Source organism: Cohnella boryungensis, from assembly GCF_042651945.1.
In the GTDB taxonomy this organism is placed as follows: domain Bacteria; phylum Bacillota; class Bacilli; order Paenibacillales; family Paenibacillaceae; genus Cohnella; species Cohnella boryungensis.
This window is the reverse complement of sequence record NZ_JBHSED010000074.1, coordinates 151,864-176,546: the sequence shown is the minus strand read 5'-3', so window position 1 is coordinate 176,546 and position 24,683 is coordinate 151,864. Positions and strand designations below refer to the sequence as shown.

The 24,683-nt window shown below is 54.3% G+C and carries 24 protein-coding genes; 20 read left to right on the top strand and 4 right to left on the bottom strand.

The genetic code is table 11. The features are described 5' to 3' along the window. Positions 1-74: 74 nt before the first annotated feature. The 8 genes from ACFO1S_RS28195 (at position 75) to ACFO1S_RS28160 (ending at position 8,223) form a co-directional block, all read left to right on the top strand. A complete protein-coding gene (locus tag ACFO1S_RS28195; protein ID WP_204603078.1) occupies positions 75-869 on the top strand; it encodes a TIGR00282 family metallophosphoesterase in 795 nt (264 codons plus the stop codon). Positions 870-1,039: 170 nt separating this feature from the next. Beyond that, positions 1,040-1,300, top strand: coding sequence for a stage V sporulation protein SpoVS (spoVS, locus tag ACFO1S_RS28190; RefSeq protein ID WP_027084382.1), 261 nt, complete (start codon positions 1,040-1,042; stop codon positions 1,298-1,300). 169 nt (positions 1,301-1,469) lie between these two features. Then, a complete protein-coding gene (locus ACFO1S_RS28185; protein ID WP_378128014.1) occupies positions 1,470-2,405 on the top strand; it encodes a dipeptidase in 936 nt (311 codons plus the stop codon). Positions 2,406-2,595: 190 nt separating this feature from the next. Continuing rightward, entirely contained in the window at positions 2,596-4,332 is a 1,737-nt protein-coding gene (locus tag ACFO1S_RS28180) for a 2-oxoacid:acceptor oxidoreductase subunit alpha (protein ID WP_204603076.1), read from the top strand. 2 nt (positions 4,333-4,334) lie between these two features. After that, positions 4,335-5,201 carry a 2-oxoacid:ferredoxin oxidoreductase subunit beta gene (locus ACFO1S_RS28175; protein WP_204603075.1) on the top strand — a complete coding sequence of 289 codons (867 nt, stop codon included), beginning with the start codon at positions 4,335-4,337 and terminating at the stop codon, positions 5,199-5,201. Between the two features lie 99 nt (positions 5,202-5,300). Beyond that, positions 5,301-5,885, top strand: a complete 585-nt coding sequence (pduL, locus tag ACFO1S_RS28170; RefSeq protein WP_204603074.1) for a phosphate propanoyltransferase — start codon at positions 5,301-5,303, stop codon at positions 5,883-5,885. A gap of 246 nt (positions 5,886-6,131) precedes the next feature. Further along, a complete protein-coding gene (gene miaB / locus ACFO1S_RS28165; RefSeq protein WP_204603073.1) occupies positions 6,132-7,694 on the top strand; it encodes a tRNA (N6-isopentenyl adenosine(37)-C2)-methylthiotransferase MiaB in 1,563 nt (520 codons plus the stop codon). Positions 7,695-7,734: 40 nt separating this feature from the next. After that, positions 7,735-8,223 carry a YlbF family regulator gene (locus ACFO1S_RS28160; RefSeq protein WP_204603072.1) on the top strand — a complete coding sequence of 163 codons (489 nt, stop codon included), beginning with the start codon at positions 7,735-7,737 and terminating at the stop codon, positions 8,221-8,223. A gap of 117 nt (positions 8,224-8,340) precedes the next feature. On the opposite strand, the gene ACFO1S_RS28155 is transcribed toward ACFO1S_RS28160, so the two are convergent. Both ACFO1S_RS28155 and ACFO1S_RS28150 read right to left on the bottom strand, forming a co-directional pair. Further along, entirely contained in the window at positions 8,341-8,946 is a 606-nt protein-coding gene (locus tag ACFO1S_RS28155; protein ID WP_204603071.1) for a hypothetical protein, read from the bottom strand. 147 nt (positions 8,947-9,093) lie between these two features. Then, a complete protein-coding gene (locus ACFO1S_RS28150) occupies positions 9,094-9,726 on the bottom strand; it encodes a biotin transporter BioY (RefSeq protein WP_204603070.1) in 633 nt (210 codons plus the stop codon). A 100-nt stretch (positions 9,727-9,826) separates the two neighbouring features. Between ACFO1S_RS28150 and ACFO1S_RS28145 the strand changes: the two genes are divergently transcribed. From ACFO1S_RS28145 to ACFO1S_RS28135, 3 genes are all read left to right on the top strand, one after another. Continuing rightward, positions 9,827-10,720: an energy-coupling factor ABC transporter ATP-binding protein gene (locus ACFO1S_RS28145; protein ID WP_204603069.1), complete on the top strand. Its 894-nt coding sequence runs from the start codon at positions 9,827-9,829 to the stop codon at positions 10,718-10,720. Then, positions 10,692-12,404: an ATP-binding cassette domain-containing protein gene (locus ACFO1S_RS28140; protein WP_204603068.1), complete on the top strand. Its 1,713-nt coding sequence runs from the start codon at positions 10,692-10,694 to the stop codon at positions 12,402-12,404. The genes ACFO1S_RS28145 and ACFO1S_RS28140 overlap by 29 nt, the downstream gene beginning before the upstream one ends. Positions 12,405-12,577: 173 nt before the next feature. Next, positions 12,578-13,786 carry a TerD family protein gene (locus ACFO1S_RS28135; protein ID WP_204603067.1) on the top strand — a complete coding sequence of 403 codons (1,209 nt, stop codon included), beginning with the start codon at positions 12,578-12,580 and terminating at the stop codon, positions 13,784-13,786. A 57-nt stretch (positions 13,787-13,843) separates the two neighbouring features. Here the strand turns inward: ACFO1S_RS28135 and ACFO1S_RS28130 are convergent, their stop codons facing one another. Beyond that, positions 13,844-15,082: an MFS transporter gene (locus tag ACFO1S_RS28130; RefSeq protein WP_204603066.1), complete on the bottom strand. Its 1,239-nt coding sequence runs from the start codon at positions 15,080-15,082 to the stop codon at positions 13,844-13,846. Between the two features lie 239 nt (positions 15,083-15,321). Here ACFO1S_RS28130 and ACFO1S_RS28125 point away from each other — a divergent pair, with 239 nt between their 5' ends. From ACFO1S_RS28125 to ACFO1S_RS28105, 5 genes are all read left to right on the top strand, one after another. Next, a complete protein-coding gene (locus ACFO1S_RS28125) occupies positions 15,322-15,792 on the top strand; it encodes a WapI family immunity protein (protein ID WP_204603065.1) in 471 nt (156 codons plus the stop codon). After that, positions 15,774-16,634: an aminoglycoside phosphotransferase family protein gene (locus ACFO1S_RS28120; RefSeq protein ID WP_204603064.1), complete on the top strand. Its 861-nt coding sequence runs from the start codon at positions 15,774-15,776 to the stop codon at positions 16,632-16,634. The genes ACFO1S_RS28125 and ACFO1S_RS28120 overlap by 19 nt, the downstream gene beginning before the upstream one ends. 34 nt (positions 16,635-16,668) lie before the next feature. Then, positions 16,669-17,289 (top strand): LysE family translocator, encoded by a 621-nt coding sequence (locus tag ACFO1S_RS28115; protein WP_204603063.1) that lies wholly within the window; start codon positions 16,669-16,671, stop codon positions 17,287-17,289. Between the two features lie 88 nt (positions 17,290-17,377). Beyond that, entirely contained in the window at positions 17,378-18,184 is an 807-nt protein-coding gene (locus ACFO1S_RS28110; protein WP_378128008.1) for a phosphotransferase family protein, read from the top strand. Positions 18,185-18,214: 30 nt separating this feature from the next. After that, positions 18,215-18,676, top strand: coding sequence for a GNAT family N-acetyltransferase (locus ACFO1S_RS28105; RefSeq protein WP_204603061.1), 462 nt, complete (start codon positions 18,215-18,217; stop codon positions 18,674-18,676). 44 nt (positions 18,677-18,720) lie between these two features. Here ACFO1S_RS28105 and ACFO1S_RS28100 read toward each other — a convergent pair whose 3' ends face one another. Next, positions 18,721-19,071: a ribosomal protein L7/L12 gene (locus tag ACFO1S_RS28100; RefSeq protein WP_204603060.1), complete on the bottom strand. Its 351-nt coding sequence runs from the start codon at positions 19,069-19,071 to the stop codon at positions 18,721-18,723. A gap of 177 nt (positions 19,072-19,248) precedes the next feature. Here ACFO1S_RS28100 and ACFO1S_RS28095 point away from each other — a divergent pair, with 177 nt between their 5' ends. The 4 genes from ACFO1S_RS28095 (at position 19,249) to ACFO1S_RS28080 (ending at position 24,682) form a co-directional block, all read left to right on the top strand. Continuing rightward, complete coding sequence (locus tag ACFO1S_RS28095; protein WP_204603059.1) at positions 19,249-22,353, top strand: efflux RND transporter permease subunit; 3,105 nt, start codon at positions 19,249-19,251, stop codon at positions 22,351-22,353. 78 nt (positions 22,354-22,431) lie between these two features. Beyond that, a complete protein-coding gene (locus ACFO1S_RS28090) occupies positions 22,432-22,620 on the top strand; it encodes a hypothetical protein (RefSeq protein ID WP_204603058.1) in 189 nt (62 codons plus the stop codon). Between the two features lie 27 nt (positions 22,621-22,647). Further along, positions 22,648-23,331 (top strand): response regulator transcription factor, encoded by a 684-nt coding sequence (locus tag ACFO1S_RS28085; RefSeq protein WP_204603057.1) that lies wholly within the window; start codon positions 22,648-22,650, stop codon positions 23,329-23,331. Then, on the top strand, positions 23,324-24,682 hold the full coding sequence (locus tag ACFO1S_RS28080; protein ID WP_204603056.1) for a sensor histidine kinase: 1,359 nt from the start codon (positions 23,324-23,326) through the stop codon (positions 24,680-24,682). Before ACFO1S_RS28085 ends, ACFO1S_RS28080 begins: the two co-directional genes overlap by 8 nt. Position 24,683 lies beyond the last annotated feature (1 nt).

Sequence of the window (24,683 nt, the reverse complement as noted above, 5' to 3'; positions counted from 1 at the left end):
GAAGGCTGAGAAGTGGCTGCGACATTATGCAGCCGCTTCTTCTGTTTTATAAAGGAAAGCGAGCGTGAAGAGCAATGAAAGTTGTCTTTATCGGCGATATCGTCGGCAATCTGGGCAGGGATACGGTTAAGCGGCTGCTGCCCTGGATCAAGGATAAGTATCAGCCCCATCTTATCATTGCGAACGGAGAGAACGCCGCAGGCGGACGCGGCATTAATGCGGCGATTACGCGCGAGCTGTTCGAATGGGGCGTTCACGGCATAACGATGGGCAACCACACGTGGGACAACCGGGAAATTTTCGAATTTATCGACGATGAGCCGCGTATGATAAGACCTTCCAATCTCCCGCCAGGGACGCCCGGGCGAGGGAGCATGATCGTGAAGGGCAACGGCAAGACGCTGGGCGTTGTGAACCTGATCGGTCGTACGTTCCTGCCTCCGGCGGAATGCCCGTTTCGAACGGCGGAGGAGGAGATCGAGGAGCTGCGCAAGCAAACCAAGTGCATTCTGGTCGATTTCCATGCGGAAGCGACAAGCGAGAAAATCGCGATGGGCTGGCATCTGGACGGCTACGCCTCGCTCGTCGTCGGGACGCATACCCATGTACAGACCAACGATGCCCGAGTATTGCCGGGAGGAACGGCGTACTTGACGGACGCCGGCATGACGGGACCGCGAGACGGCGTGCTGGGGATGGAGAAGGAAACGGTGCTAAGACGCTTCATTACCGGCATGCCTGGCCGCTTTACCGTGGCGGAGGGGAAATGGACGTTGAACGGCGTCTTCGTGGACATTGACGAAGCGACGGGGAAAGCGGTAAAGGTGCAAAATATTAGCGTTGACGAGGACTCCTGGATCGCCGTGTAGCGGCATTCGGAACGGCAGATCAGCTTCATGACCGTACCTTGGGAGAAAGCAGGAATTATCGGGCGGGTTACCGAATAAGTATGCCTTAGTGGGCCCATCCTTTGATTTCCGATGAATTCCCGATGCAATCGGAGCATACAGTCCGGTTGTCATAAGAGGAGGTACTGGTCATGGAGGTATTAAAGGTTTCCGCAAAGTCCAATCCAAATTCCGTAGCAGGCGCACTGGCAGGCGTGCTTCGCGAGCGCGGCGCCGCCGAATTGCAAGCGATCGGCGCAGGGGCGCTTAATCAAGCGGTCAAAGCGGTCGCAATCGCCCGCGGGTTCGTAGCTCCGAGCGGGGTAGACCTGATCTGCATCCCGGCGTTTACGGATATTGTGATCGACGGAGAAGATCGGACGGCAATCAAACTCATTGTCGAGCCTAGGTAAAACCGCTGGAAGGAAAGATGTTGACCTGTTTTCTCGATCCTGTACGCGAAGGCGCAAATTAGCCGGAGCCCGACAAGATCGATACGACAGGTTTTTTTGTGCCCTGGAAGGCGCAGGGAAGCAAGAATGCAGAGGTTAAACCGATAAAGAAATCGAGGAGGAAATGACAATGAGGATCGCGGATTTGCATGCGGATGTGCTGTGCCAGCTGCTGGAGCGCAGCGGCGAGCGCTGGATGAATTCCGACGGGAGCCCCGGATTCGATGCGACTCCAACGCGAATAAAGCAAGCCGATATCGGCCTGCAGGTGTTCCCGATCTTTCTTCCGGATACGGTGTCGCCGACTCCGGAAAGTCTATTCCAAGCGGCGGAGCTGTTCTGGAGCGAGATTCTCGCCGTAAAGGGGTTTGTCCCGATTCGCAATGGCGCCGAGCTGAAAAAGGCATGGGAAGGCGGGAAAACCGGAGCGCTGCTGGCGCTGGAAAGCGCGGAAGGGCTTCAGGGACGCCTCTGGGCGTTGCGCCTGCTGCATCGCTTAGGCTTGCGCCTTCTCGGACCGACGTGGAACTATGCCAATTGGGCGTGCGACGGAGCGATGGAACCAAGGGGAGCCGGATTTACGGAAGCGGGGACACAATTGATTGAAGAGTGTGAAAATTTGGGTATCCTTATAGATGTGTCCCATCTCTCGGATCGGGGCTTCTGGGAGCTTGCGGAACGGGCCAAGAGACCCTTTTTTGCCTCGCATTCCAATGCCCGTTCGCTGCTAGACAACCCACGGAACCTGACGGACGAGCAGATTCGAACGATTATCGCGGCGAAAGGAATTGTCGGCCTAACCTTCGTGCCCTGGTTCGCAGCTTGGCCGGAGCCGGTCCGAATCGAGGACGTGCTCCGTCATGTAGAGCATGTGTGCAGCCTGGGAGGAGAGAGGCACCTTGCCTTCGGCTCCGACTTCGACGGGATATCCCGACACGTGCAAGGATTGGAGCACCCGGGCCGTTATCCCGACTTAATCAATGAGCTGCTGAAGCGTTATCCCGAAGGGCTCGTCAGGGATATGGCGGGAGAAAATGCGGTTCGATTTTTGATTGAAAATCTGTAAAAATGAATGGTTCGAGGAAAATCATTCTCTTAATGGCAACGGTTTCATCGCAAACTGTTATGCGTCGCATATGCGAATATGTCTTGCATTTTACGTTGGTAAAACATAAGATTTATACGGGCAATAAAAAATATTATAGGGTAATTCTGTCGAAAATGGACGAACCGGAGATTAAGAGGAGATGGGCACTGTGATCAGTCAACTGTCATGGAAAATTGGCGGCCAGCAAGGGGAAGGCGTGGAAAGTACGGACCGGATTTTCTCCACCGCATTGAACCGCCTTGGCTACTACCTGTACGGGTACCGTCATTTTTCCTCGCGGATTAAAGGCGGACACACGAACAACAAAATCCGCATCAGCACGAAGCCGATTCGAGCGATTTCCGATGACCTGGACATTCTTGTTGCATTTGACCAGGAAAGCATCGATCTGAACGCAGGCGAACTTCGTCCGGGCGGAGTCGTGGTAGCCGACGCGAAGTTCTCGCCAACGATCCCTGAAGGCGTGCAAGCGCGATTATTCGCAGTTCCGATAACGGCCATCGCAGAAGAGTTAGGCACCTCCCTCATGAAAAATATGGTCGCTTCCGGAGCTTCCTGGGGGCTTCTCGGCCTGCCGATGGAAGTATTCAATAAAGCGGTGGAAGAAGAGTTCGGACGCAAAGGTCCGGCTATCGTCGAGAAGAACGTCGAGGCGGTTCGCCGGGGAGCGGAGTTCATTCTGGAGCAAGCGGGCGGTCCGCTCGACGAGTTCAAGCTGGAGGATGCGGACGGCAAGCAGAAGCTGTTCATGATCGGCAACGAAGCGCTGGCGCTGGGCACTCTTGCAGCGGGCTGTCGCTTGATGTCGGCTTATCCGATTACGCCGGCCTCGGAAATTATGGAATATTTGATCAAAAAGCTGCCCAAGTTCGGCGGTACGGTCGTGCAAACCGAGGATGAGATTGCCGCCGTTACGATGGCGATCGGGGCGAACTATGCCGGGGTGAGAACGATGACCGCCTCTGCGGGCCCGGGTCTATCTCTGATGATGGAAGCCATCGGCTTGTCGGGCATGACGGAAACGCCGCTCGTTATCGTGGATACGCAGCGCGGGGGACCGTCCACGGGCTTGCCGACCAAGCAGGAGCAGTCCGATATTAATGCGCTTATCTACGGCACGCATGGCGAAATTCCAAAGCTTGTCGTGGCTCCCAGCACGATTGAGGAATGCTTCTATGACATGATTGAAGGCTTTAATCTATCCGAGGAATATCAAATTCCGGTCATTATCGCAACGGATCTCCAGCTGTCGCTCGGCAAACAGACGGCCGAGGCGCTGGATTACGATAAAATCGTCATTAATCGCGGGAAGCTGCTTACGGAAGAGCTGCCGCCGAACGAAGACAACCGCTTGTTCAAGCGCTACGAATTCACGGAGGACGGCGTATCTCCGCGTGTCATCCCGGGGATGAAGCATGGCATCCACCATGTGACGGGGGTAGAGCACGATCAGGAGGGCCGCCCTTCGGAAAATGCGCTTAACCGCGAGAAAATGATGGACAAACGGTTAGGCAAGATCAGCAAGCTGCGCGTTACGAACGCGGTCAAAGCGGATGTGCCCCACGAGACGCCGGATCTGTTGATCATAGCTATGGGCTCGACAGGCGGCACGATCGAAGAAGCGCGCGCGCGCATGACGGAGGAAGGTCTGACCACGAATCAGATTATGGTTCGCCAGATGCACCCGTTCCCGTCCGAGCTGCTGCAGCCGCATCTCGAATCCGCGAAGCAGGTGGTCGTTCTGGAGAACAACGCGACTGGCCAACTGGCCAACCTGATCAAGATGAACGTCGGATATCACGATAAAATTCGCAGTCTCCTGAAATATGACGGAACGCCGTTCCTGCCTTCGGAAATTCACAAAGCCTGCAAGGAGCTGAACTAAGAGTGGCTACTTTCAAAGAGTTTCGCAATAATGTCAAACCCAACTGGTGTCCCGGCTGCGGCGATTTCTCCGTTCAAGCGGCCATTCAGCGCGCGGCAGCCAACGTTGGCCTGGAGCCGGAGCAGCTTGCGGTCATCTCGGGAATCGGATGCTCGGGGCGGATATCCGGATATATTAACGCTTACGGACTGCACGGCATTCACGGACGCTCTCTCCCGATCGCGCAGGGCGTGAAGCTGGCGAACCGCGAGCTTACGGTCATTGCCTCCGGCGGTGACGGAGACGGCTTCGCAATCGGTATGGGGCATACGGTTCATGCCATTCGCCGGAATTTGGATATTACCTACATCGTCATGGACAACCAGATTTACGGACTGACGAAGGGCCAGACGTCGCCGCGGAGCGCGGAAGGCTTCAAGACGAAATCGACGCCGGAGGGCTCGATCGAAACAACGCTGTCTCCTCTCGAAATCGCGTTGTCGGCCGGGGCCACCTTCGTCGCCCAATCGTTCTCCAGCGATCTTAAGCAGCTGACGTCGATGATCGAGCAGGGCTTAAGCCACAAGGGCTTCTCGCTAATTAACGTGTTCAGCCCCTGCGTCACCTTCAACAAGGTGAACACCTACGACTGGTTTAAGGAGAATGTCGTCAATCTGGAGCAATTCCCGGATTACGATCCTTCGAACCGAGTCGCGGCGATGACGAAGATCATGGAGACGAACGGCATGCTGACAGGGCTGATCTATCAGAACAAGCAGCGTCAATCCTATGAGGATCTGGCCGTCGGTTTCAGGTCTGAGGCGCTGGCGAAGCAGGACATCAAATTGTCCCGCGAAGAGTTTGACAAACTGTTGACGGAATTCAAATAACCCCCTTTTTGCCAAGGGATGAGAGGCGCGCGGGCTTTGTCCCGTGCGCCTCTTGCGTTATACTAGCATTAGGCATTTATAGGAAGGCAGGTTGACTTTATGAGTGAAGCAGAGGTCAAAAAAGTTCCGATCGGCGTATCCGCTCGCCATATTCATCTGACGCAAGAGCACGTGGAGATTCTGTTCGGAGCGGGAGCAGAGCTGACGGAGTTCAAGCCGTTGTCCCAGCCGGGACAATTCGCCGCGAACGAAACGGTTGCCGTGTTCGGACCGAAAGGCTCCTTTTCTAAAGTACGCATTCTGGGCCCTGCTCGTCCGGCGACTCAGCTAGAGGTGTCCCGCACGGACGCATTTGCGTTGGGACTCAAGCCGCCCGTACGCGAATCGGGCAGCATTGAGGATACGCCAGGCATAAGGATCGTGGGTCCTGCAGGCGAAGTCACCGTGAATAAGGGCGTCATCGTCGCTGCCCGCCACATTCACTTCCATACTGCGGATGCCGAGCGTTGGAACATCAAGGACAAGCAAATGCTGAAGGTGCGCGTAGGCGGAGAACGAGGCGTTGTATTCGAGCAGGTGCTCGCCCGGGTATCCGACCAATTTGCCCTGGATATGCATATTGATACCGACGAAGGCAATGCCGCAGGCATCGGCACGGGCGACTTCGGAGAGATCATCGATTAGTACGATCACGGCATAAGACAACCGTTTCCGCTCCCGCAGCAGCGGGGGCGGTTTTTACATAAGGCGCTGCCATCGAATGCGGAAATGCCCTCTCACAGGGGAACAGCATTAATCAAAAGCTCTGTCCGTTGTCGTTATTTTCCTGAGGGGAAGTGCAACCGCAAGCATGTTCATGATATAATACGAAGGATGGACATGAAGCGGAAAACGATAGAGCTTCTCCGCGTGATAGGGGAGGATCAAGGAATGGCCAAAGAGACTAAGGATTTCAGCAAATACTTCGATTTCTCCGGGGCCAAAGTCATCTCCGAGGACCAGAACGGCAAAACGATTCGTCTTAACGGACGAGATATTCATATCGTCTCCCAGCCCGATTATCGGCAGGAGAAGCAGCGTGGCAAAGAAGAAATTCAAGTCCACTACGAGAATGCCGTTCCGAACGAGCTGAGGAACATGGGCGTCGGGAAAAAGTATCTCATCTACACCTACGGCTGCCAGATGAATGAGCATGACACCGAGGTCATGCGCGGGCTGTTTGAGGAGATGGGCTACGTCGCGACGGAGGATCGGATGGATGCCGATATTATTCTGCTCAATACCTGCGCAGTGAGGGAGAATGCAGAGGATAAGGTATTCGGAGAGCTGGGCCACCTGAAGGTGCTGAAGCAGCAGCGTCCGGAGCTGGTTCTGGGGGTCTGCGGATGCATGTCGCAGGAAGCGGCTGTCGTCAACCGATTAATGCAGAAGCACGCTCACGTCGATCTGATCTTCGGAACGCACAATATTCACCGGCTGCCGTATTTGCTTCAGGAAGCGTATTTCGGCAAGGAGATGGTGATCGATGTCTGGTCCAAGGAAGGCGACATCATCGAGAATTTGCCGAAGAAGCGTACCGAAGGGCTGCGCGCATGGGTGAACATTATGTACGGCTGCGATAAGTTCTGTACGTATTGCATCGTGCCGTATACCCGAGGCAAGGAACGGAGCCGGCTGCCGGAGGATGTCATTGCGGAGGTGCGGGATCTGGCTCGCCAGGGGTTCAAGGAAATTACGCTGCTGGGTCAGAATGTCAACGCTTACGGCAAAGATTTTACCGATCGCAGCTACCGCTTCGGCGATCTTATGGACGACATTCGCAAGATTGATATTCCTCGCGTCCGGTTCACGACTTCCCATCCCCGCGACTTCGACGACCATCTGATCGAGGTGCTGGCGAAAGGCGGAAACCTGGTCGAGCATATTCATCTGCCGATGCAATCCGGCAGCACAGAGATTCTGAAGCGAATGAGCCGCAAGTATACGCGAGAACGGTTTATGGAGCTCGCTGCCCGAATTCGCAATGAAATTCCGAATGCCGTGTTGACGACCGACATTATCGTTGGATTTCCGGGAGAAACGGAAGAGCAATTCGAGGAAACGATATCGCTCGTGCGCGAATCCGGCATCACCTCCGCCTATACGTATATTTATTCCCCGCGCGCGGGGACGCCGGCGTTCGATATGACGGACGACATTCCCGAAGAGGTGAAGAAGAGCCGACTGAGCCGGTTAAACCAAACGATCCGCGAGCTGTCGTACGCGCATCACAAGCAGCTAATCGGACAAGTGATTGAAGTGCTTGTGGAAGGCGAAAGCAAGAATAATGCGAATGTGCTGTCCGGCCGAAGCCGCTCGAACAAGCTGATCCACTTCGAGGGGAAGAAGGAATGGATCGGACAATTCGTGCAGGTGCGGGTAACGGACGCGCAATCGTGGTACGTGAAGGCGGAGGTAGTCGGAGAACTGGCGCGGCCGAGCTATGCGGGTTAAACGCCGACAGGCGGATATTTGAATCGGGAGGAAACAGAGAATGTCTTCACACGTACACGACCATGATCATGATCACGACCATCACCACCACGGGGGCGGATGCTCCTCGATGCCGTCGTTCGATAATCGCGAGCTGATCGTTCGCGAGGATATACTGGCCAGAGCGAAGGAACTGGCTAATCTCATTACAACGACCGAGGAAGTCGCGCTATACCAGCAGTCCGAGAAACAGATTCAGGCCCATGAGCGGGTTCAGGGACTGATCACTACGATCAAGAAGAAGCAAAAAGAGCTTGTGGCCTTTCAGAATACGTTCAAAAATCCGGCAATGGTGGAGAAAATCGAAGCGGAAATCGATGCCATCCAGGATGAGCTGGACAATATTCCCGTCGTGCAGCAGTTTCAGCAAAGCCAAGTGGACGTCAACTACATGCTGCAATCGATTATTTCGATTATTCGGGACACGGTGGCCGATAAGGTGGACGTTGAAGCGGCCACGCCTGCCGAAGCTCCTGAACAGTGCGACTAAGCTTGTTTCTGGCGGCGAGCGGGACTTCATGCCGGAATAATCGATAGGGAAGCTTAAACAAGGACCACGCGTTAGTAGCGTGGTCCTTGCTGCTTCAATATTGGCGTGGCGGTTGTGTTAACGGCCGGGAACCGCGGGTGTCACGCTTAGCGTAAAGGTGCGTTGATCGAATTGCAGGAGATGGCTTTGGTTGGCTCCGAGCTTCCACCTCTGCAGCAAAGGAGAGGATAGACGCAGTCGATTATCCGATAGATTGGCGGGCACGTGAAGTCGGAGCCTGGCGAGATTTTTACCGCTCCGAACTTTAATAATAGCGCCCTGTCTTTCGGGGATGCCGAGCCTTGATAACAGCTCAAAGCCGACGGACAGCGTATCCGAACCGTTCGCTCCGGGAGAGATGAGCGCAAGGCTCTCGCTTAACGGGGATGGACTAATGGCCAGCGTTCGATCTTCAGCGTGATAAGCAAGCGAATATCTGCGCAGCGCCGTGAGTTGAAACTGGCGGGCCAGGGCGTAATTCATCTCCATGAAATCGGCGAAGCATTCACGGCCCTCCAGCACTTCGAGCTGGACGGCCTGCTTAATGCTGCCTTTTCTCATTATGATTTTCGTATTGCGGGGAATGGCCAGCAGCCCGGACGGCGAGTCCCAGCAATTCAGGGTAAGCACGATGTGATTAACGGGCAGCTTGGCGATAAACAAATCCAGTCGACCGCTTGCCATAGAAATCGGACACACTCCTTTAAGACAAGGGAACTATCGAACCTTTCTACTGTATGCGAGGGGAGAGGGAACGGTTTGTACACTCGTCATGCCGGCATGCAAAAGGACTCCCCATTGATAGGGAGTCCTTGTATTTGGATCTTTCGGCTATTTTCCGCGAGGACGAATGATCGGCAGAACGGGCTTGAGCGCGATAATGACCAATGTGGCTGCGACGGCCTTAAGGGCATCCCCCGGAAGATAGGGATACATGCCGGCGCGAAGCGCTCCGCTGAAGGTATCGTATTTCTCGCTGTCGACTACGTGTGCAAGCCACGGGACGCCGGATGCGTAAAGCAAGAGTGAGCCGAAGGCAAAGATGGCAATCAGCAGCCATACCTGGCGAATTCGGCTGATTGTTCGCGATCCCGCATAGATTCGATCGGTGATCCAGCCGACAAGGAAAGCGGAGACCGGAAACATCCAGATAAAGCCGGCCGTCGGACCGGTGATCTGGGCGATGCCTCCAGAGCCGTTCATGAGCGGAAGCCCAAGGGCAGTCAAGGCAACGACAATAAAGATGCTCCAGAAGCCGTAGACGGCGCCGAGCAATCCGCCGGCCAGCATGATGGTAAAGCCTTGCAGCGAGATGGGCACGGGGGTGAAGCCCAGATTGATTTTCACAAAGCTTCCGGCGATGAACAGCGCTCCGAACAGGGCGGTGAAGACAACGCCTCTAATCCATTGGTTCGTTGCACGAGATGCTTGCCCGGATGATGCGGGTGTGACGGAATTGGACATTGTCAAGAAGCCTCCTAAATGTTAACCTGTATGTATTGTGTTGGTTAACAATTGAGATTGTAGCACGAGAAAGTCCGGTTGAAAAGAGGGAGAATGCAAAATGTTTCCGCTGACGTCAGATGAGCCCTTGCTTCTGGAAGAGGTATCCGTATACGGAGGAAATGAGGGGAACGAGGATTCCGCTGCCCGGCTTCGCGGGGCTTCTCTGGCTCTGGCCAAAGGAGAATGGCTTGCCGTCGTGGGGATAAACGGGAGCGGGAAATCGACGCTTGCCCGTCTGCTGGCGGGCTTTTCAGTGGAACGAATGAGCGGTTTCGTTCAGCGGGGATTCGCCGGGGAGGAGATAAGCTCCATTGTGCTGCAGCAGCCGAGAGCCCAGCTCTTCGGCGAGACGCCTCGCGAGGAGGTCGCATTCGCGCTCGAATGGCGCGGGATTGATGCGGAGCGGCGAGAAGAGCTGACGGAACGGGCGCTGGAGCGGGTAGGACTTAGCCTGTCTGCCGATCAACCGTGGCATAGGCTGTCCGGCGGACAGCAGCAGCTTGCGGCGATTGCAGCGGCAACGGCATGCGGAATGAAGCTGTTGGTTATGGACGAGGCGACTTCGATGCTCGATGAAGAGAACCGGGACTTGGTGATTCAGGTTGTCCGTGAAATCCATAGAGAGGGGACGGCAGTCCTGTGGGTCACGCAGCGGCTGGACGAGCTGGAGGCGGAAGATCGTGTCGTTGCGATCGATTCGGGCCGTATCGCCTATGACGGCGGAGCCCGTGCTTTTCTGTACGGAGAACCGGGCTCGGCAGGAAGGGACGCTCCTCCAGAAGCCGTATCTCCTTGCCTCAGAGCAGGTCTGAGATTGCCCTATTTGATGGAGCTTGCGCTGGAACTAAGACGTCTTGGAAAGCTGAACGACCCGCTGCCGATGACGGAGCGGGAGTGGCAGAGGGTATGGGGGAACATAGGAAATGATGAAACGGCCAGAGGAGAACGCTAATTCGGATGCGGGGGTTCCGCTGCGGCTGGACGGTATCAAGTGGCGGCACGGAGAGGAAGGGGAGCAGGCCTTCCGCACAGGGGGGCTTGTGCTTCAACCGGGAAAAATTGTTGTGCTGATGGGAGTCAACGGAGCGGGGAAATCCACGTTGCTGGAAAAGATAGCAGGCTTGCGACCTCCCGAAGGGCTGCAAGTGTCGTTCGGCCCGGATGCGCTCTGGCGACCGAAGCGGTGGAGAAGAAGCCGCGTTCGCCTTAACGAGCGTGCTCTTCTGCATTATAGCTACGCCAGTCAAGCTCCGGAGGACGCGCTGTTCGCAAGAAGCGTAGGGGAAGAGCTCGATTACTCTCTGCGGCCCTATCGTCTGAATGCCAAGCAGAAGGAGGAGCGCAGGAAGGCGGCGCTAGAATCGGCGGGATGGGAGAGCGCCGAATGGCTTATGCGCGATCCTTATCCGATGAGCGGCGGAGAGCGGCGGAGGACGGCGCTGGCCGCGACTTTCGCGGCTCCGGCCTCTTGGTATCTGCTGGATGAACCGACGGCCGGCTTAGACGGAGCCGGTCACCGGACGCTGTCCCGGCAGTTGACGAAGCTTCGGGAGGAGGGACGAGGGATTATCCTCATCTCGCATGACTCGGATTGGGCGCTGCCGCTGGCAGACGAAGCGCTTCTGCTGGATGCGTCAGGGACGTTGAGACGATGCAGCAGAGAGCATTTGGTTCGTTGCCCTGAATGGCTGGAGGACATCGGACTGCGCGTACCGCTCTGGATCCGCACGGTTCATCGGCTTTGGCGAAACGGCGTTCCGATGGAGGGGTTATGGAAGCCGCGAGATGCGGCCGCATCCTGGACGGGAGAGCCTCTGAGCACGAATGAAGACCGTACAGGTAGACCTGCGGCGAAGCAGTTCCGTTCAAACCTGGCGAAGAAGCGGGAGGAAGAGACAAAGGGCCATCGCTTGGGGGGCTTCGATCCCCGGTCGATATGGTTGGCTTACGCCCTTGTCTCCTTCGGGCTGTTCGTACTCAAGGATTGGATGGGACTTCTTCTCGGAGCAACGGTTGTCGCGGCGTTGTTGATTGCGGGCAACGTCTCGCTGCTTCGCTGGAGAGGAGTGATCGTCAACTATGCGATCTTCTCCGTCATTGCGACGGTTCTCTTCGCGGCAGGGGCCGGCTCCGGCTGGGCGGCTCGCGGAGAAGCGTTTCTGGATACGATCATGCCGTTTGCCCGTACGATGCAGATCTTGCTGCTGGGGTTGGCCATTCCGCTCGTGATGTCGCCGTTATCCTTGAGAAAAGCGCTGGAACAGGTGGCGACCATCCGAGGGCGGGTACCCGGTTGGGCGCAAAGGGCGATTCTGACTGTGACCCTAATTATGAGATTCGTACCGGTGCTTCTGGAATTATGGGAGCGTTTCGTGAAGATTTTCCTGGCGCGGGGCAAATCCGTCTCACGAAATCCGGCGGCCTTGAGCAGGAGACTGCGGGATGTCGCGATTCCCTTTCTATTGGCGTTGTTTCGACTTGGCGATGAAGTCGCGCTTGCGCTGGAAAGCCGCGGAGTCGGAGGGCGCGACAGCGTCGTTCTGCCGGTCCGTTCGAGGTGGAGGAAGCGAGATTACGCCATGGCCGGGGGCGGCTTGCTGCTGGTAATTGCGTTATGGAGCTTTGCTCATCGCTGAGGAGACGCGCGGGCTGCTTGGTATCTGCCGTTTGCGCAAAGAAGATATTCGCCGCCATGGCTCGCGAGCTTGCGAGCGTGGCGGTTTTTGCTTGTGCATCAGATCTTTCCAGTCCGATGTGATATAATCTGGAAGTCAAGCTATGATTAACCGGATGGGAGAGAGAGAATCGAATGAGGATAGCTAAAGGGCAGAAGGTGGATCTGACTAGAGGAAAGAATATAAAAACAATACATATAGGCCTAAGCTGGCAATCGTCAGATTCGGACATCGATATCAATGCTTCGGCTTTTCTTCTCGGGGCCGAAGGAAGCTGCGCCAGAGATGAAGATTTTATCTTCTATGGACAACAGGAAAGCCGCAATAAGGCGGTTGTTCATTCCCAACAGCCGGGCAGCGGCCGGGAGGCCGTCCGAGTGATCGTGAATGCGGTTCCTGGCGATATCGAGAAAATCGCGATTACGCTGACCATCCATGATGGAGAGCTGATCGGGAAGGCTTTCGGTCTGGTAACCGATGCGGTATGCACGATTACGGATGCCGATAGCGGCGAGGAACTGGCACGTTATCCTTTCGGAGAAGACCTCCGATTGGAGACGGCGATCGTGGTCGGAGAGCTGTATTTGCATAAAGGCGAATGGAAATTCAATGCGGTCGGAAGCGGATTTAACGGCGGATTGCCTAAATTAGTCACCAACTTCGGACTTGAGGTCGAGGACGAATCGGCCGCAGTCGCCGATGCGTACAAAGAAACGGCTGCAGCATCGGTTGCGGAGCCTGCGAAGCCCGTCGAGATAGCTTCGACCAAGCAGCCTCCAACGGTTCAGCTCGGCAAGGTAAGCCTGGAAAAGAACGGAAGCGTAAATATTAAGAAGGCCAATAAAGTGACTGCGATGCTCGAATGGGAATCGGCGAAGGACTTGGATCTCTATTGCTTCTATGTAACCAAGAATAACAAAATAGGCAAAATCTATTATCGGAATCTGGGCTCGTACCAGAAGTCGCCGTTCATCGAATTGGACGGGGATTCCAAAGGAAAAGGAAAGGAAACGATTACGATTCATCGCACGGAGGAACTGAAATATGTGTTGTTCGCGGCCTACAGTGCGATTAGTAACGGGGTCGGAAGCTTCTATTCCATGAAAGCCCGCGCCGTCGTAGATAACCATCAGGGGCAGCAAGTCGTATCCTCGTTATACGAGAAGAACAATTATGCCTACTGGGTTGCGATTGCGCATATCGACTTTACGCACGCTTTCGAGATGAAGGTCAGCCATGTCGAGCAATATTCCAGACGGTTTACAGAGAAAAGTCCGCTTCTCTATGAGGACGGAACCTTCAAGATGAATGTGGGCAAGCCGGAATTTAAAGGATGGCGGTAGCCGCAAGGATCGCCGAAAGCAAAACAGACCGTCAGCGCTGACGGTCTGTTTTGCTGTTCAGGATTCAAGCCGTTTATTGCATAGGACAATGACGAAGGCAAATAGACCGAGAGAAGAGCCGAAAAGAAAACCGGCCTTAAGCCCCCCGAAGGCGTTTAAACCTCCGGCGATATAAGGACCGAGAAACATGCCCAGCGAGTATACGGATTGGTAGAGACCCATCGCGGTTGCCCGCTCTGCCGGAATGAATCGGCGAATCGCAAGGCTGAGCAGCAGCGGGAAATAGAGCGCTTGCGCTATCCCGTTCAGAGCCTGGGTTGCGGCCAGCCAGCCGAGGCTCGCGCTGTACGGGATGACCGCGGTGAATAGGGCGGCCAGCACGAATCCGATGATGACGACACGGCGAGTTCCGAAGCGGGGAGCAAGATAACGTCCCGTCCACAGAGAGACGAGCGCGTGCGGAACCATAAAGGCGACGACGATGCCTGTCAATTGCGCTTCGCTAGCTCCCAGCTCCACAGCCTGAAGCGGTGTGAAGCCGAACATCGTAATGAACAAAATGCCGTGCGCCAGAACGGACAAGACCGATACCGTCCAGAGAACGGGAGAGCGAAGAACGCGAGCGACCATTGCACGGTCAAGGGTTCGGCGCCCGCTGGGCTCCTGCGGCGATCGAAGGCTCGCCGCAGGCTGTCCCGGCTCATACACGAACATGGCGACGACGGTGCCCACCGCAGCAACGAAGATGCCGCAGAGGAAGGCGTAATGCCAGCCGCCGACAGAAGCCAGCCAGCCGCTCGCGCTCATGCCGATCAGTTGACCGGTAACGGTCAGAAAGCTGAGCGTTCCCATCGCTTGATGGGTCTGATTGGCCGGATAATAAGAGGCATACAGCACCGAGAACGGAACCCACGCTGCGGCGCAGATACCGGCCATCAGTCGTCCGGCGAGCGGTCCGCCCCACGTTCCGGGCAGCAGGAAGAAGATGCAGCTGATCAGTCCGGCCAGCATTCCCGCGATGAGGAACGGCCTGCGCTTAGCCATCAGATCAGAGTACATGCCAAGCGGCAGTCGGGTGATGATCTGCGTTAACCCGTAGCTGCCAAGAATGAAGCCGATCCAGCTCATCGATAGTCCTCGATCCTGCAAATAAGGACTAAGAATCGGCACATAAATGTATAAAGTCGTCCAATAGAGTATAGTCGTAGCCGCGAAAATCAGATGGCGGGATCGGAAGGACGGCTCGGTCTTTTGCTGCGGATGGACAGATTGCAACTCAGGTGTAGGGTGAGGCATCGCTGTAGAAGTCCTCCTGGAAGAGCCTTTATTTTTCGGGAAGCCGGAATGCTCGGGGTAGTAGGTACTTCTCTACTGTATAGGATCGGAATGGGAAAGGGAAGACGGGGAATGTTCCTATCTGCCGACTGCAGCCGGAATGTGTCATTTGGTCATTATTTTTGATAGAATGAGTGGGAGAGTCTGGGAAAACAGGCAGTCTATATGGGTAATGAGGTGTTTTGAAGGCAGGTGACAAGATGTACGTTAGAATTAAGGGCCTCGAAGGCGAATTAATCAGCATACAAGTAATTGGCTACTCGTACCCTCATTCGGATGAGTACTGGGATGCGAACTGGTTGACTTGCGATGTTAACGCAAAAATTCCAGGGTTCGTTGCACAATTTTCAGCAAGCCTTCGAACGGAGGAACTTACCTCCTTCTATTACGATTTAATAGAGATGTATGATCGAATGACAGGTTCATCTTCAATGGTCGGATTGGAAAGCAATGTTGACATAAAAGTTCGGATGGATAAGCTAGGTAAGCTTGAATGGCAGGTTAAACTCATGTATCCAGTAGGTAATGGAGCCACCCTAGAATTTGAGTTTTCTTCAGATCAATCCTATATGGTAGAACTTATTGATGAACTAAAAGCTATAAATATGCATTTTCCGATAAAGAGAACGACCTTCGATAGGAGATCGGAATTATGTATCAAGAACTTATGAGCAGCATCCTCTGGAAGGAGATTTCGGATGAGCTGGCTACGGCAATCGAACAGAATCGCTTCTTGCATGGGGCTCCCATGGAAGCCGGACTTGAAGCCGAGGTCTTCAAGGTCGGAACTGCGGAATCCGCCTACGTATTGAAGGTGTGGAATCGGGCCTCCAAGCCGGATGTCGGCTTTCAATACCATTTATTAAAAGCTCTGCATCACCGAGGAATCGCCGTGTCCAGACCGCTCGGCTGGGGCTTTGACGGGAAGGACAACCCGGTTCTGTTAACCGCCTACAGCGGCGTTGCGATCGGGAAGGTGAACAAGAAGAAATTAATCGAGATTGCGGGGCTATTAGCCGGAATACACCTACTACCGAAGGAATCTTGGCCTATCGAGCTTCCGAGGTATGATTTTGTCGATTATTTCTTTCCCGGAATAGAGGAGCACCCAGACCTGGAAGAACGGCTGCTCCCGCTCGTCAGAAGCACGAATATGGAACAAAGCTGCCTTATCCATGGGGATTACAATCTGGGCAATCTTCTCGAAGCTGGCGGCGAGTATTCGATTATCGATTGGACAAACGGTCAGCTCGGCGATCCGAGATATGATGCGGCATGGTCTATAATTCTTATCGGGATATACCTAAACGAAAGATATTGTTCAATATACCGGTCTGTGTTCTTGGCGGCCTCTCTCTACTCGCAGGAGGAGTTGGAAAAATTCGAGGCCATGGCCTTCATCCGATGGATTCTATTAAACAGAACGACTAATCTTCCCAGGCAGAAAAATACGGCTGAGAATGTCAGAGATTTGCTCTTGAAGAACAAATATTTGAGTATAGAGCTGGTTTGAAGCGAGCTTGCAGAAGCAGAGGGCGGGATAAAGGATGGAATCGTTAATAAAAGGGATCATACTCGGGTTTTCCATTGCGGCGCCGGTTGGTCCCATCGGATTGCTATGCATCCGCACAACCCTAAGTCAAGGAAGAGCCTTCGGTTTTGTTTCAGGCTTGGGGGCGGCAACCGCAGATGCGATGTACGGTACGCTTGCGGCGCTTGGACTGACCGTAATTTCGCATTTTTTAATCCAGCAATCGGCGTGGATTAATCTAGTGGGCGCATTATTCCTGATCTATCTGGCCTACAGGACATTCGGAGCCCCTGCGGCAAGCGCCGATGAGCAGAAGGATGCCGGAATAAAAGGAAGCTATTTAAGGACATTCGGAACGACATTGCTCTTAACGCTGACCAATCCGCTCACGATTGTATCGTTTGCAGGAATTTTCGCCGGAATGAATATCGGTCCCGCATCGGAATCGTCCGTACAGCTCGTCTTGGGCGTATTCCTGGGCTCGGCTCTATGGTGGTTATTCTTAAGCGGTACAGTCGGTTTACTGCAAAGAATGATCAGCTCCCGGCTGATGAAACGGATCAATACGTTATCCGCTCTGGTTTTGTTGGGCTTTGGCGTCTATAGCCTATACAGAACCTTTAAGGGACTGTATTGAAGCGTACCTTCATTGAAAAGAAAGGGGCGTGACGGTATCATGGAGGCGATGGTGAGCGGTTCCAACATTCTTGAGGCAGGTGAAAGAGATGCGTAAGCACGAGGTTGTGGCGTTCGGCAGAACTGCCGAGATTCTGGCCTATACCCCTCGGCAAATTCTTAAGCTCTTTAAGGCGGATTTGCCCGAGGATTTGATTGAAGCCGAGTACAGGATCGGTAAAGAAGTGCACGCATTGGGCGTGCCGTGCCCGGAGCCGAGCGAAATTCTGGCTTATGGAGAGCGCAGGGGCATTGTATACGACAGGCTGGATGGCATCACGATGTTCCGATCAATCTATCAGCAGCCTTTAACGCTGGAGGACAAGGCCCGCAAATTCGCTACCCTGCATTTAGACCTTCATCGGCGATCTGCCAAGAACCTGCCCGAACAAAAGGAAAGATTAGCCGATCACATTGAGCAAGCTCCGCTGCTTACGAGGACAGAGAAGGAGGCAATATTGAAGCATTTAGCGAGCTTGCCGGGGGGCAGTAAGCTTTGTCATGGAGATTATCACCCTGATAATATCCTTCTCGGCCGGCAGGCCGAGTGGGTTATCGATTGGATGACAGGCACGCAGGGCAATCCTGCGGGCGATGTTGCCCGGACGTACTTATTGCTTAAGCTGGGTCGTCTGCCCGAGGAGACGCCGCAGGATGTAAAGCAATGGATTTCACGAATCAGAATTCAACTGCTGGATACGTATCTCCGGAAGTACATGGACGGCTCGGAGGTTTCAATGGAAGACGTAAACGACTGGCTTCTTCCCTATGCGGCTGCTCGGCTGTGCGAGTGGATTCCTGAGGAAGAGAAGCGGGATTTATTGAAGATCATCAGAGCGAAACTCAGAACGCAATAACCCAAGGAATTATGGAAGGACGAACAGATTATGATCCGTATCGTGGATGTCAGAGAAGTGCCGGATCTGTTAGCGGATGCTGTAAATTACTTTTGGGAGCAGTGGGGCTCGGATACGAACCTCAATTTCTATAGAGATTGCATTGAAAACTCCTGTGCGACGGAGAGCGATATTCCGAGATTCTATCTCGCTCTTGAAGATCAGAAAGTGATCGGGTCCTATGCGTTGCTCAGAAGCGATCTGAATAGTCGGCAAGATCTTTTCCCTTGGTTCGCTTGTCTTTATATAGATCCCGAGCACAGGGGACACAAGCTTGGCGCGATGCTTCAGGATCACGCCATTCAACAAGCCGGCCTCAAGGGATACGATCGGCTTTACCTGTGTACGGATCTAACGGAGTATTATGAAAGGAATCATTGGAGATACATAGGCGGGGGATACTCGATCGGCGGCGAAGAAATGCGCATCTATGAATACCGAATGAGGGATTAAAGCTTAAGCGTACTGGAGCGAGATATGCTGCGGGCTGCCCCATATCAGCCGCTCCGGTCCAAGCTGTCCACATAATCCTTCGCTTCCTTGAGGCCTACGCCTCTTGCCTCTCTATACTCCTTGATGGCTTGAATTTTCTTTCCCTCAGCAACCAGTATACGCAGCCTGTCCTGAAGCTTTGCGACCGGGTCATGCCGCTCTTCGGCGTTGCTCGCGTCCGGCGAGGAGGCGCTTGCTGCGATGGGCGGGTAGAAGCCGGAGCGTTCGGGCCGGTTACGCAGCCATTCCAGATCCAGCTTGACCTCGTCCAGCTGGCGTTGGAGACTGAAGACTTTAATCAGGAGCAGAAGAACGAGCCCTATCGCGGCAACCCCTACAATTTCCCAAGCTTGCAATCGAACGTTCCCCTTTCATGCTGCGGAATGAAAATCTGAAATTATTATAGCACAAGCGGGATCTCCCGATGAATGCCAGGCTGCCGTGCTTACGGCGGCTTATTCGGCATTCCCGTACACACAGAGTACAAATTAGGGCTGTATAATTCGTCTCAGATAAAGGGAGGGAGAATATCAGTGAACTGGATAACCCGAGTAAGCTTAAAGAATGGCACGGCAGTAGTGATATTATGTTTAATGGTATTGGGGTATGGGCTGTATTCCGCCACACAGATCAAGCAGCAAACCTTCCCCGATTTGGAGTTTCCGGCTGTGTTCGTTCAAGCCGTGCAGCCTGGCGCCTCGACGGAGGAGATGGAGACGGCGGTAACGAAGCCGGTAGAGGACAGCTTAAAGGCGATTAAAGGCTATGATTCGCTGACGAGCACTTCATCGGAGAATGCCGCCAGCATCGTCATTCAATTTCCATTCGGAGCGGATATGGACAAGCTGGCCGGCGAGGTAGAAACGACGGTAAGCAAGCTGAAGCTGCCGGCTAACGCAACGTTAACCGTTCAGCGGCTATCGGCGAATGCGCAGCCGATCTATCAGGCGGCGGTCTTTACGAAGAACGAAGCAGCGCAAGCGCTGGCCGATAAGCTGGCCGGAGAAGTCGTACCCGATCTCCAGAAGCTGGCCGGCGTGAGCTCCGTCGCCTTGAAGGGCATGAAGTCCGAGCAACTGAGTATTGTCGTGGACAGGGAGAAGGCGGCGCAGAGGGGGATTAGTCTCAGCGCCATCCAAAGCGCGCTGCAATCGCTGGATTATGCGCTTCCGCTAGGCACGGTCACGCGGGACGAGACCGCCATTCCAATCCGTCTGACCGGCAAAGTCGGAACGCTGCAGCAGATTAAGGACTTGAAGCTGGGCGCTTCGGCCGCTCAAGGGATGGGAACGGCTCAGCAACCGCCGCGGCAACAGCCTGCTGCAGGAGCTGAAGGTTCGGCGGATGGAGGCGTTCTGCTATCGGATATTGCCGAGATCAAGACGGTGAGCTCCTATAACGAGATCACTCGATATAACGGAGAACCAAGCTATGTCGTCGAGGTGGTGAAGAGCCAAGAGGCCAACACGGCAGATGTATCCGATGCTGTCAAAGCCCTGCTGGCGTCTTATGAGGACAAAGGCGATCTGAACGTGCATGTCATTATGGATCAGGGGGAAGAAATCAAAAGCTCCGTCGCCGATCTTGTTCGAGAAGGCTTGTTCGGGACCGTATTCTGCGTCCTTATCATTTTCCTGTTTCTAAGAAACATTCGAGCGACAATCATTTCTATCTTATCGCTGCCCATATCCATTTTTGCCACCATTGCGTTGATGGACCAGATGGGGTATACGCTCAACATTATGACGCTGGGAGGGATAGCGGTCTCCGTTGGGCGAATCGTGGACGACAGCATCGTCGTCATCGAGAATATTTACAGATGGCGCCAGCAGAAAGGCGATGAGCTGAAGGGCAAGGAGCTTGCCTTCCAGGCTACCCGGGAAGTGATCGGAGCGGTGACGTCATCCACCTTGGCGACAGTGGTCGTATTCGCGCCTCTGGCTTTCGTCAGCGGAATCATCGGCGAGTTTTTCCGGCCTTTCTCGCTTGCGGTGGTTATCTCTATCGTGACGTCGCTGCTTGTGGCCATGATGCTCATTCCCGTGCTGGGCAGCCGATTTTTCCGCAACGTGAAGCCGCACAAGGAAGAAAGCTGGCTGGCTAACCGTTTTGAGAAAATGATACGAGGCGCATTAAAGCGCAAGGCGCTTGTCATCGGCGCGGCTGTGCTGCTCCTGATCGGATCGCTGGGTCTCGTTCCTCTCTTGGGAGTAGCTTTCCTGCCGGCTGGCTCGGTGCCGACGGCGTCCATCCAGCTTACGCTGCCGGTCAAAAGCAGTCTTGAGCAAACCGATCAGGTCAGCGGCAGGGTGGAAAGCTACGTGCAAGCCCTAAGCGGAATCGCAAGTTATGAGGTGACGATCGGCGGCTCCGGGGGCAATCGGTTTATATCCTCCCCGGGCAAGAACAAGGCAACTGTAACCGCACAGTTTGAAGAAGGCACGGACATGGATCGCGTCGTCGAGCAGATTAACGCCGAGCTTCCCGATATCGTGAATGCGGTCGTGACGGATACCCGGCTGAATGTTCGGGCAGGCGAGCAGCAAGGTCCGCCCACGGGCAACAATATCGATGTGAGCGTCTATTCCGACAATCCCGACGATTTGGCCGCAGCAGCCGAACAAATTGAGGATTTGATGAAGCAGAGCAGCGATCTGAAGGACATATCGAACAACATGAACGATGTGACCCCCAAATGGGTGCTGACGCTGAACGAGCAGGGCATCGCAGCGAACGTAAGTCCTTACTTGATCATGCAGACGGTTGGCGAGCTGCTGCGTCCGGTAGAAGCGGGAACCTACAGCATCGACAACGAAGAGCGGACGATCTCGCTAACTTATCGGCAACAGATTACGTCGAAGGAGCAATTGGAGAACGTCCTGGTGGCCACTTCCTTAGGCATGCAGAAGCTGGGGGATATCGCGAGCATCGCGGAGGAGAACGCATGGGTCAAGGTCAATCACGATGAGGGCAAGATGTATGCGCAAATCAGCGGAACTGTGAAGGATGCCGACCGGGTATCCGCCGTGACGAAAAAGGTGGAGGCGGATATCGGCGCCCTGTCGCTTCCGGATAACGTGGAGCTGAAGCTCGGCGGCGGGCTGCAAATGATTAATGAGGGCTTCGCCAGCATCGGCATTGCCATGGGGGCGGCCATCGGGCTTGTTTTTCTCGTGATGAGCATGACCTTCGGGGGGCTGCTTACTCCGCTCATCATCCTGTGCTCGCTGGTCTTCATTCCGGTCGGCTCCCTTGGCGCATTGCTGGTTACGGGCCAGGCGTTGTCAATGAGCGCAATGATCGGTATGCTGATGCTTGTAGGCATTGTGGTAACCAACGCGGTCGTGCTGCTGGATCGGGTGGAGAAAAATCGGAAATCCGGCATACCGCTGACAGAAGCTATCGTGGAGGCTTCCAAAACCCGTCTTCGTCCGATTCTGATGACGGCTTTGGCCACCATGCTGGCTCTCGTACCGCTTGCCTTATCCGGTTCCTCCACAAGCCTGATCTCGGGCGGCTTGGCGATCACAGTCATCGGAGGGCTGTTTACTTCCACCATTCTTACCCTGATTGTAGTTCCGGTTATATATGAGCTGGCTTGGAAACGGAGAAAAATAAAAGAAGCGGAATCGTTCTAGCAAGTCAAATTCGCGCAAGCGCCGGGGGCTCTTCGCTACGAAGCTCCTCCGGCCTTGCAACTGACAGGAGAGATCGGAATGGAAAAGCATACGAAGATTGCACTTAGGACAATGATCACAAGCGTGCTGGTTGCGTTGATTGCCGGGGCGATCTGCTCGAACGTGCTGGAGCGCCAGGGCAGCGATGCGATGCTGATGCCGTTTATTCTCATTATTCTGTCCGTGATCGTCATGCGCGGATTTCGGGCTGCCAAACGAGAATCATAAAGCGGATAGAGGGGCGATGCTGAAGGTATGACGGTCGTAATGGTTGTAGACGATGAAGCGCATATTCGCGAGCTTGTCCGGCTGTATCTGGAGGACGAAGGCATGGAGGTCGTGGAGCAAACCCACGGGGAAGAAGCCTGGCAGTATTACAATAGCCATACAGTCGACCTGGTTGTTCTGGATGTGATGATGCCTCGTATGGACGGCTGGGAGCTGTGCCGCAGATTGCGCGAAGCGGGAGATAAACCGATCCTGATGATTACGGCCAAGGGAGAACCGACGGACAGAATCAAAGGATTTCAGCTGGGAACCGACGATTATTTGGTCAAGCCCTTCGAGCCGATGGAGCTGGTACTGAGAGTGAAGGCCTTGCTGAAACGGTACCGGATATCGATCTCGCAGCTTGTCCGGCTCGGCAACGTAACGCTGGACAAGACAAGCTACCAGATTCGCTACAAGGATACGGGTCAGGGAGAGTCGATTCCGTTAAAGGAATTTGAGCTTCTTTTCAAGCTGGCGAGCCAGCCGGGCAAGCTGTTTACGCGGGATACGCTGATCGAGCAAATCTGGGGCTACGAATACGATGGAGACGAGCGCACGGTCGATACCCACGTTAAGCGGCTCCGGGAGCGCTTCTCCCGATACGAGCGGGATTTCAAGATCGTGACGCTCCGCGGGCTTGGCTACCGACTGGAGGTATACCGTGATTAAGTCTCTCTATGTGAGGATGGTGTTCGCTTTTCTGGGCTCCGTCCTCATTAGCGTGGTTGTGAGCTTTATCGTGAACGGCCGAATCTATAGCGACGAGCTTCGCACCTATATGATGGAGAGCATGGTCGCCAACGGGAAAACGATAATTCAATCCTACGAGCAATCCTATCCTCATAATCTGGACGCTCTGGTCAAGGGATGGACGGCTTTCCCGATCTACTCCGCCCGACTGTTCGACAAGGGGGGGAAGCCGCTTCATGAGTCCGAGGCGTCAGGCAGCCGATTTGAGGTAAGCTCCGACCAGTTGAACCTCGTCCTGCTAGGCGGAGTCTATAAGAATACCAAGAAGCATGGATTTAATCATATGATGGTCGGGCTTCCGTTCCGGATTAACGGGGAGCCGTACGCGTTGTTTATGAAATCGGACATCAGCGAGTTTGCGCTGCTGTTATCGGGTTTCTTTCGCAACCAACTGCTCATTGTATTATTCTTCGGCAGCATATTCATCATGATCTCGGCCCGATATATCGTGAGGCCACTGCAACATTTGACGAGAGCGACTCGTAAAATGTCTAAAGGCGATTTCAGCATTCGTTTGAATACGAAGCGCAGAGACGAGATAGGCCAGCTGACGGAGAGCTTTAATCATATGGCGCACGAGCTGGGTGCGCTGGAGCAAATCAGAAAGCAATTCGTATCGGATGTTTCCCACGAAATCCAGTCGCCGCTAACGTCGATCAAAGGATTTACCCAAGCGTTAAAGCATAAGAAAATGGACGAGTCTGCGCGGCTGCACCTGCTTGATATTATTGAAGAAGAGAGCAACCGCCTTTCCCGTCTGAGTGAAGATCTGCTTCAATTGTCCTCCCTTGAGTATGAGAACCTCTCGTTAAATGTGCGGCAATATCGCTTGGACGAACAAATTCGCCACGTCATAATCGCTTTAGAGCCGCAGTGGGCGAGCAAAAGACTGGACATCGAGCTTGATCTTGCAGAGACGACGATTGCGGCGGATGAGGATAAGCTTAATCAGCTATGGACGAATTTGCTGAGCAACAGCGTCAAATTTACGAGCGAGCTTGGTCATATTGCAGTCAAGGCGAGCAAGGTCGACGGCGGGATCGAGGTTGCGATCGCCGACAGCGGCCAGGGCATCCCCGAAGAGGAGATCGGCAGCATTTTCAAGCCCTTTTATAAGGTGGACAAATCCAGAGATCGGACGATCCACGGAAACGGGATTGGCCTATCCATCGTCAAACGCGTTGTCGACTTGCATCAGGGCGATATTCGAGTTACCAGCCAACCTGGCCAAGGGACAACGTTTCGGATTTATTTGCCGCAGTCTGAGTGAG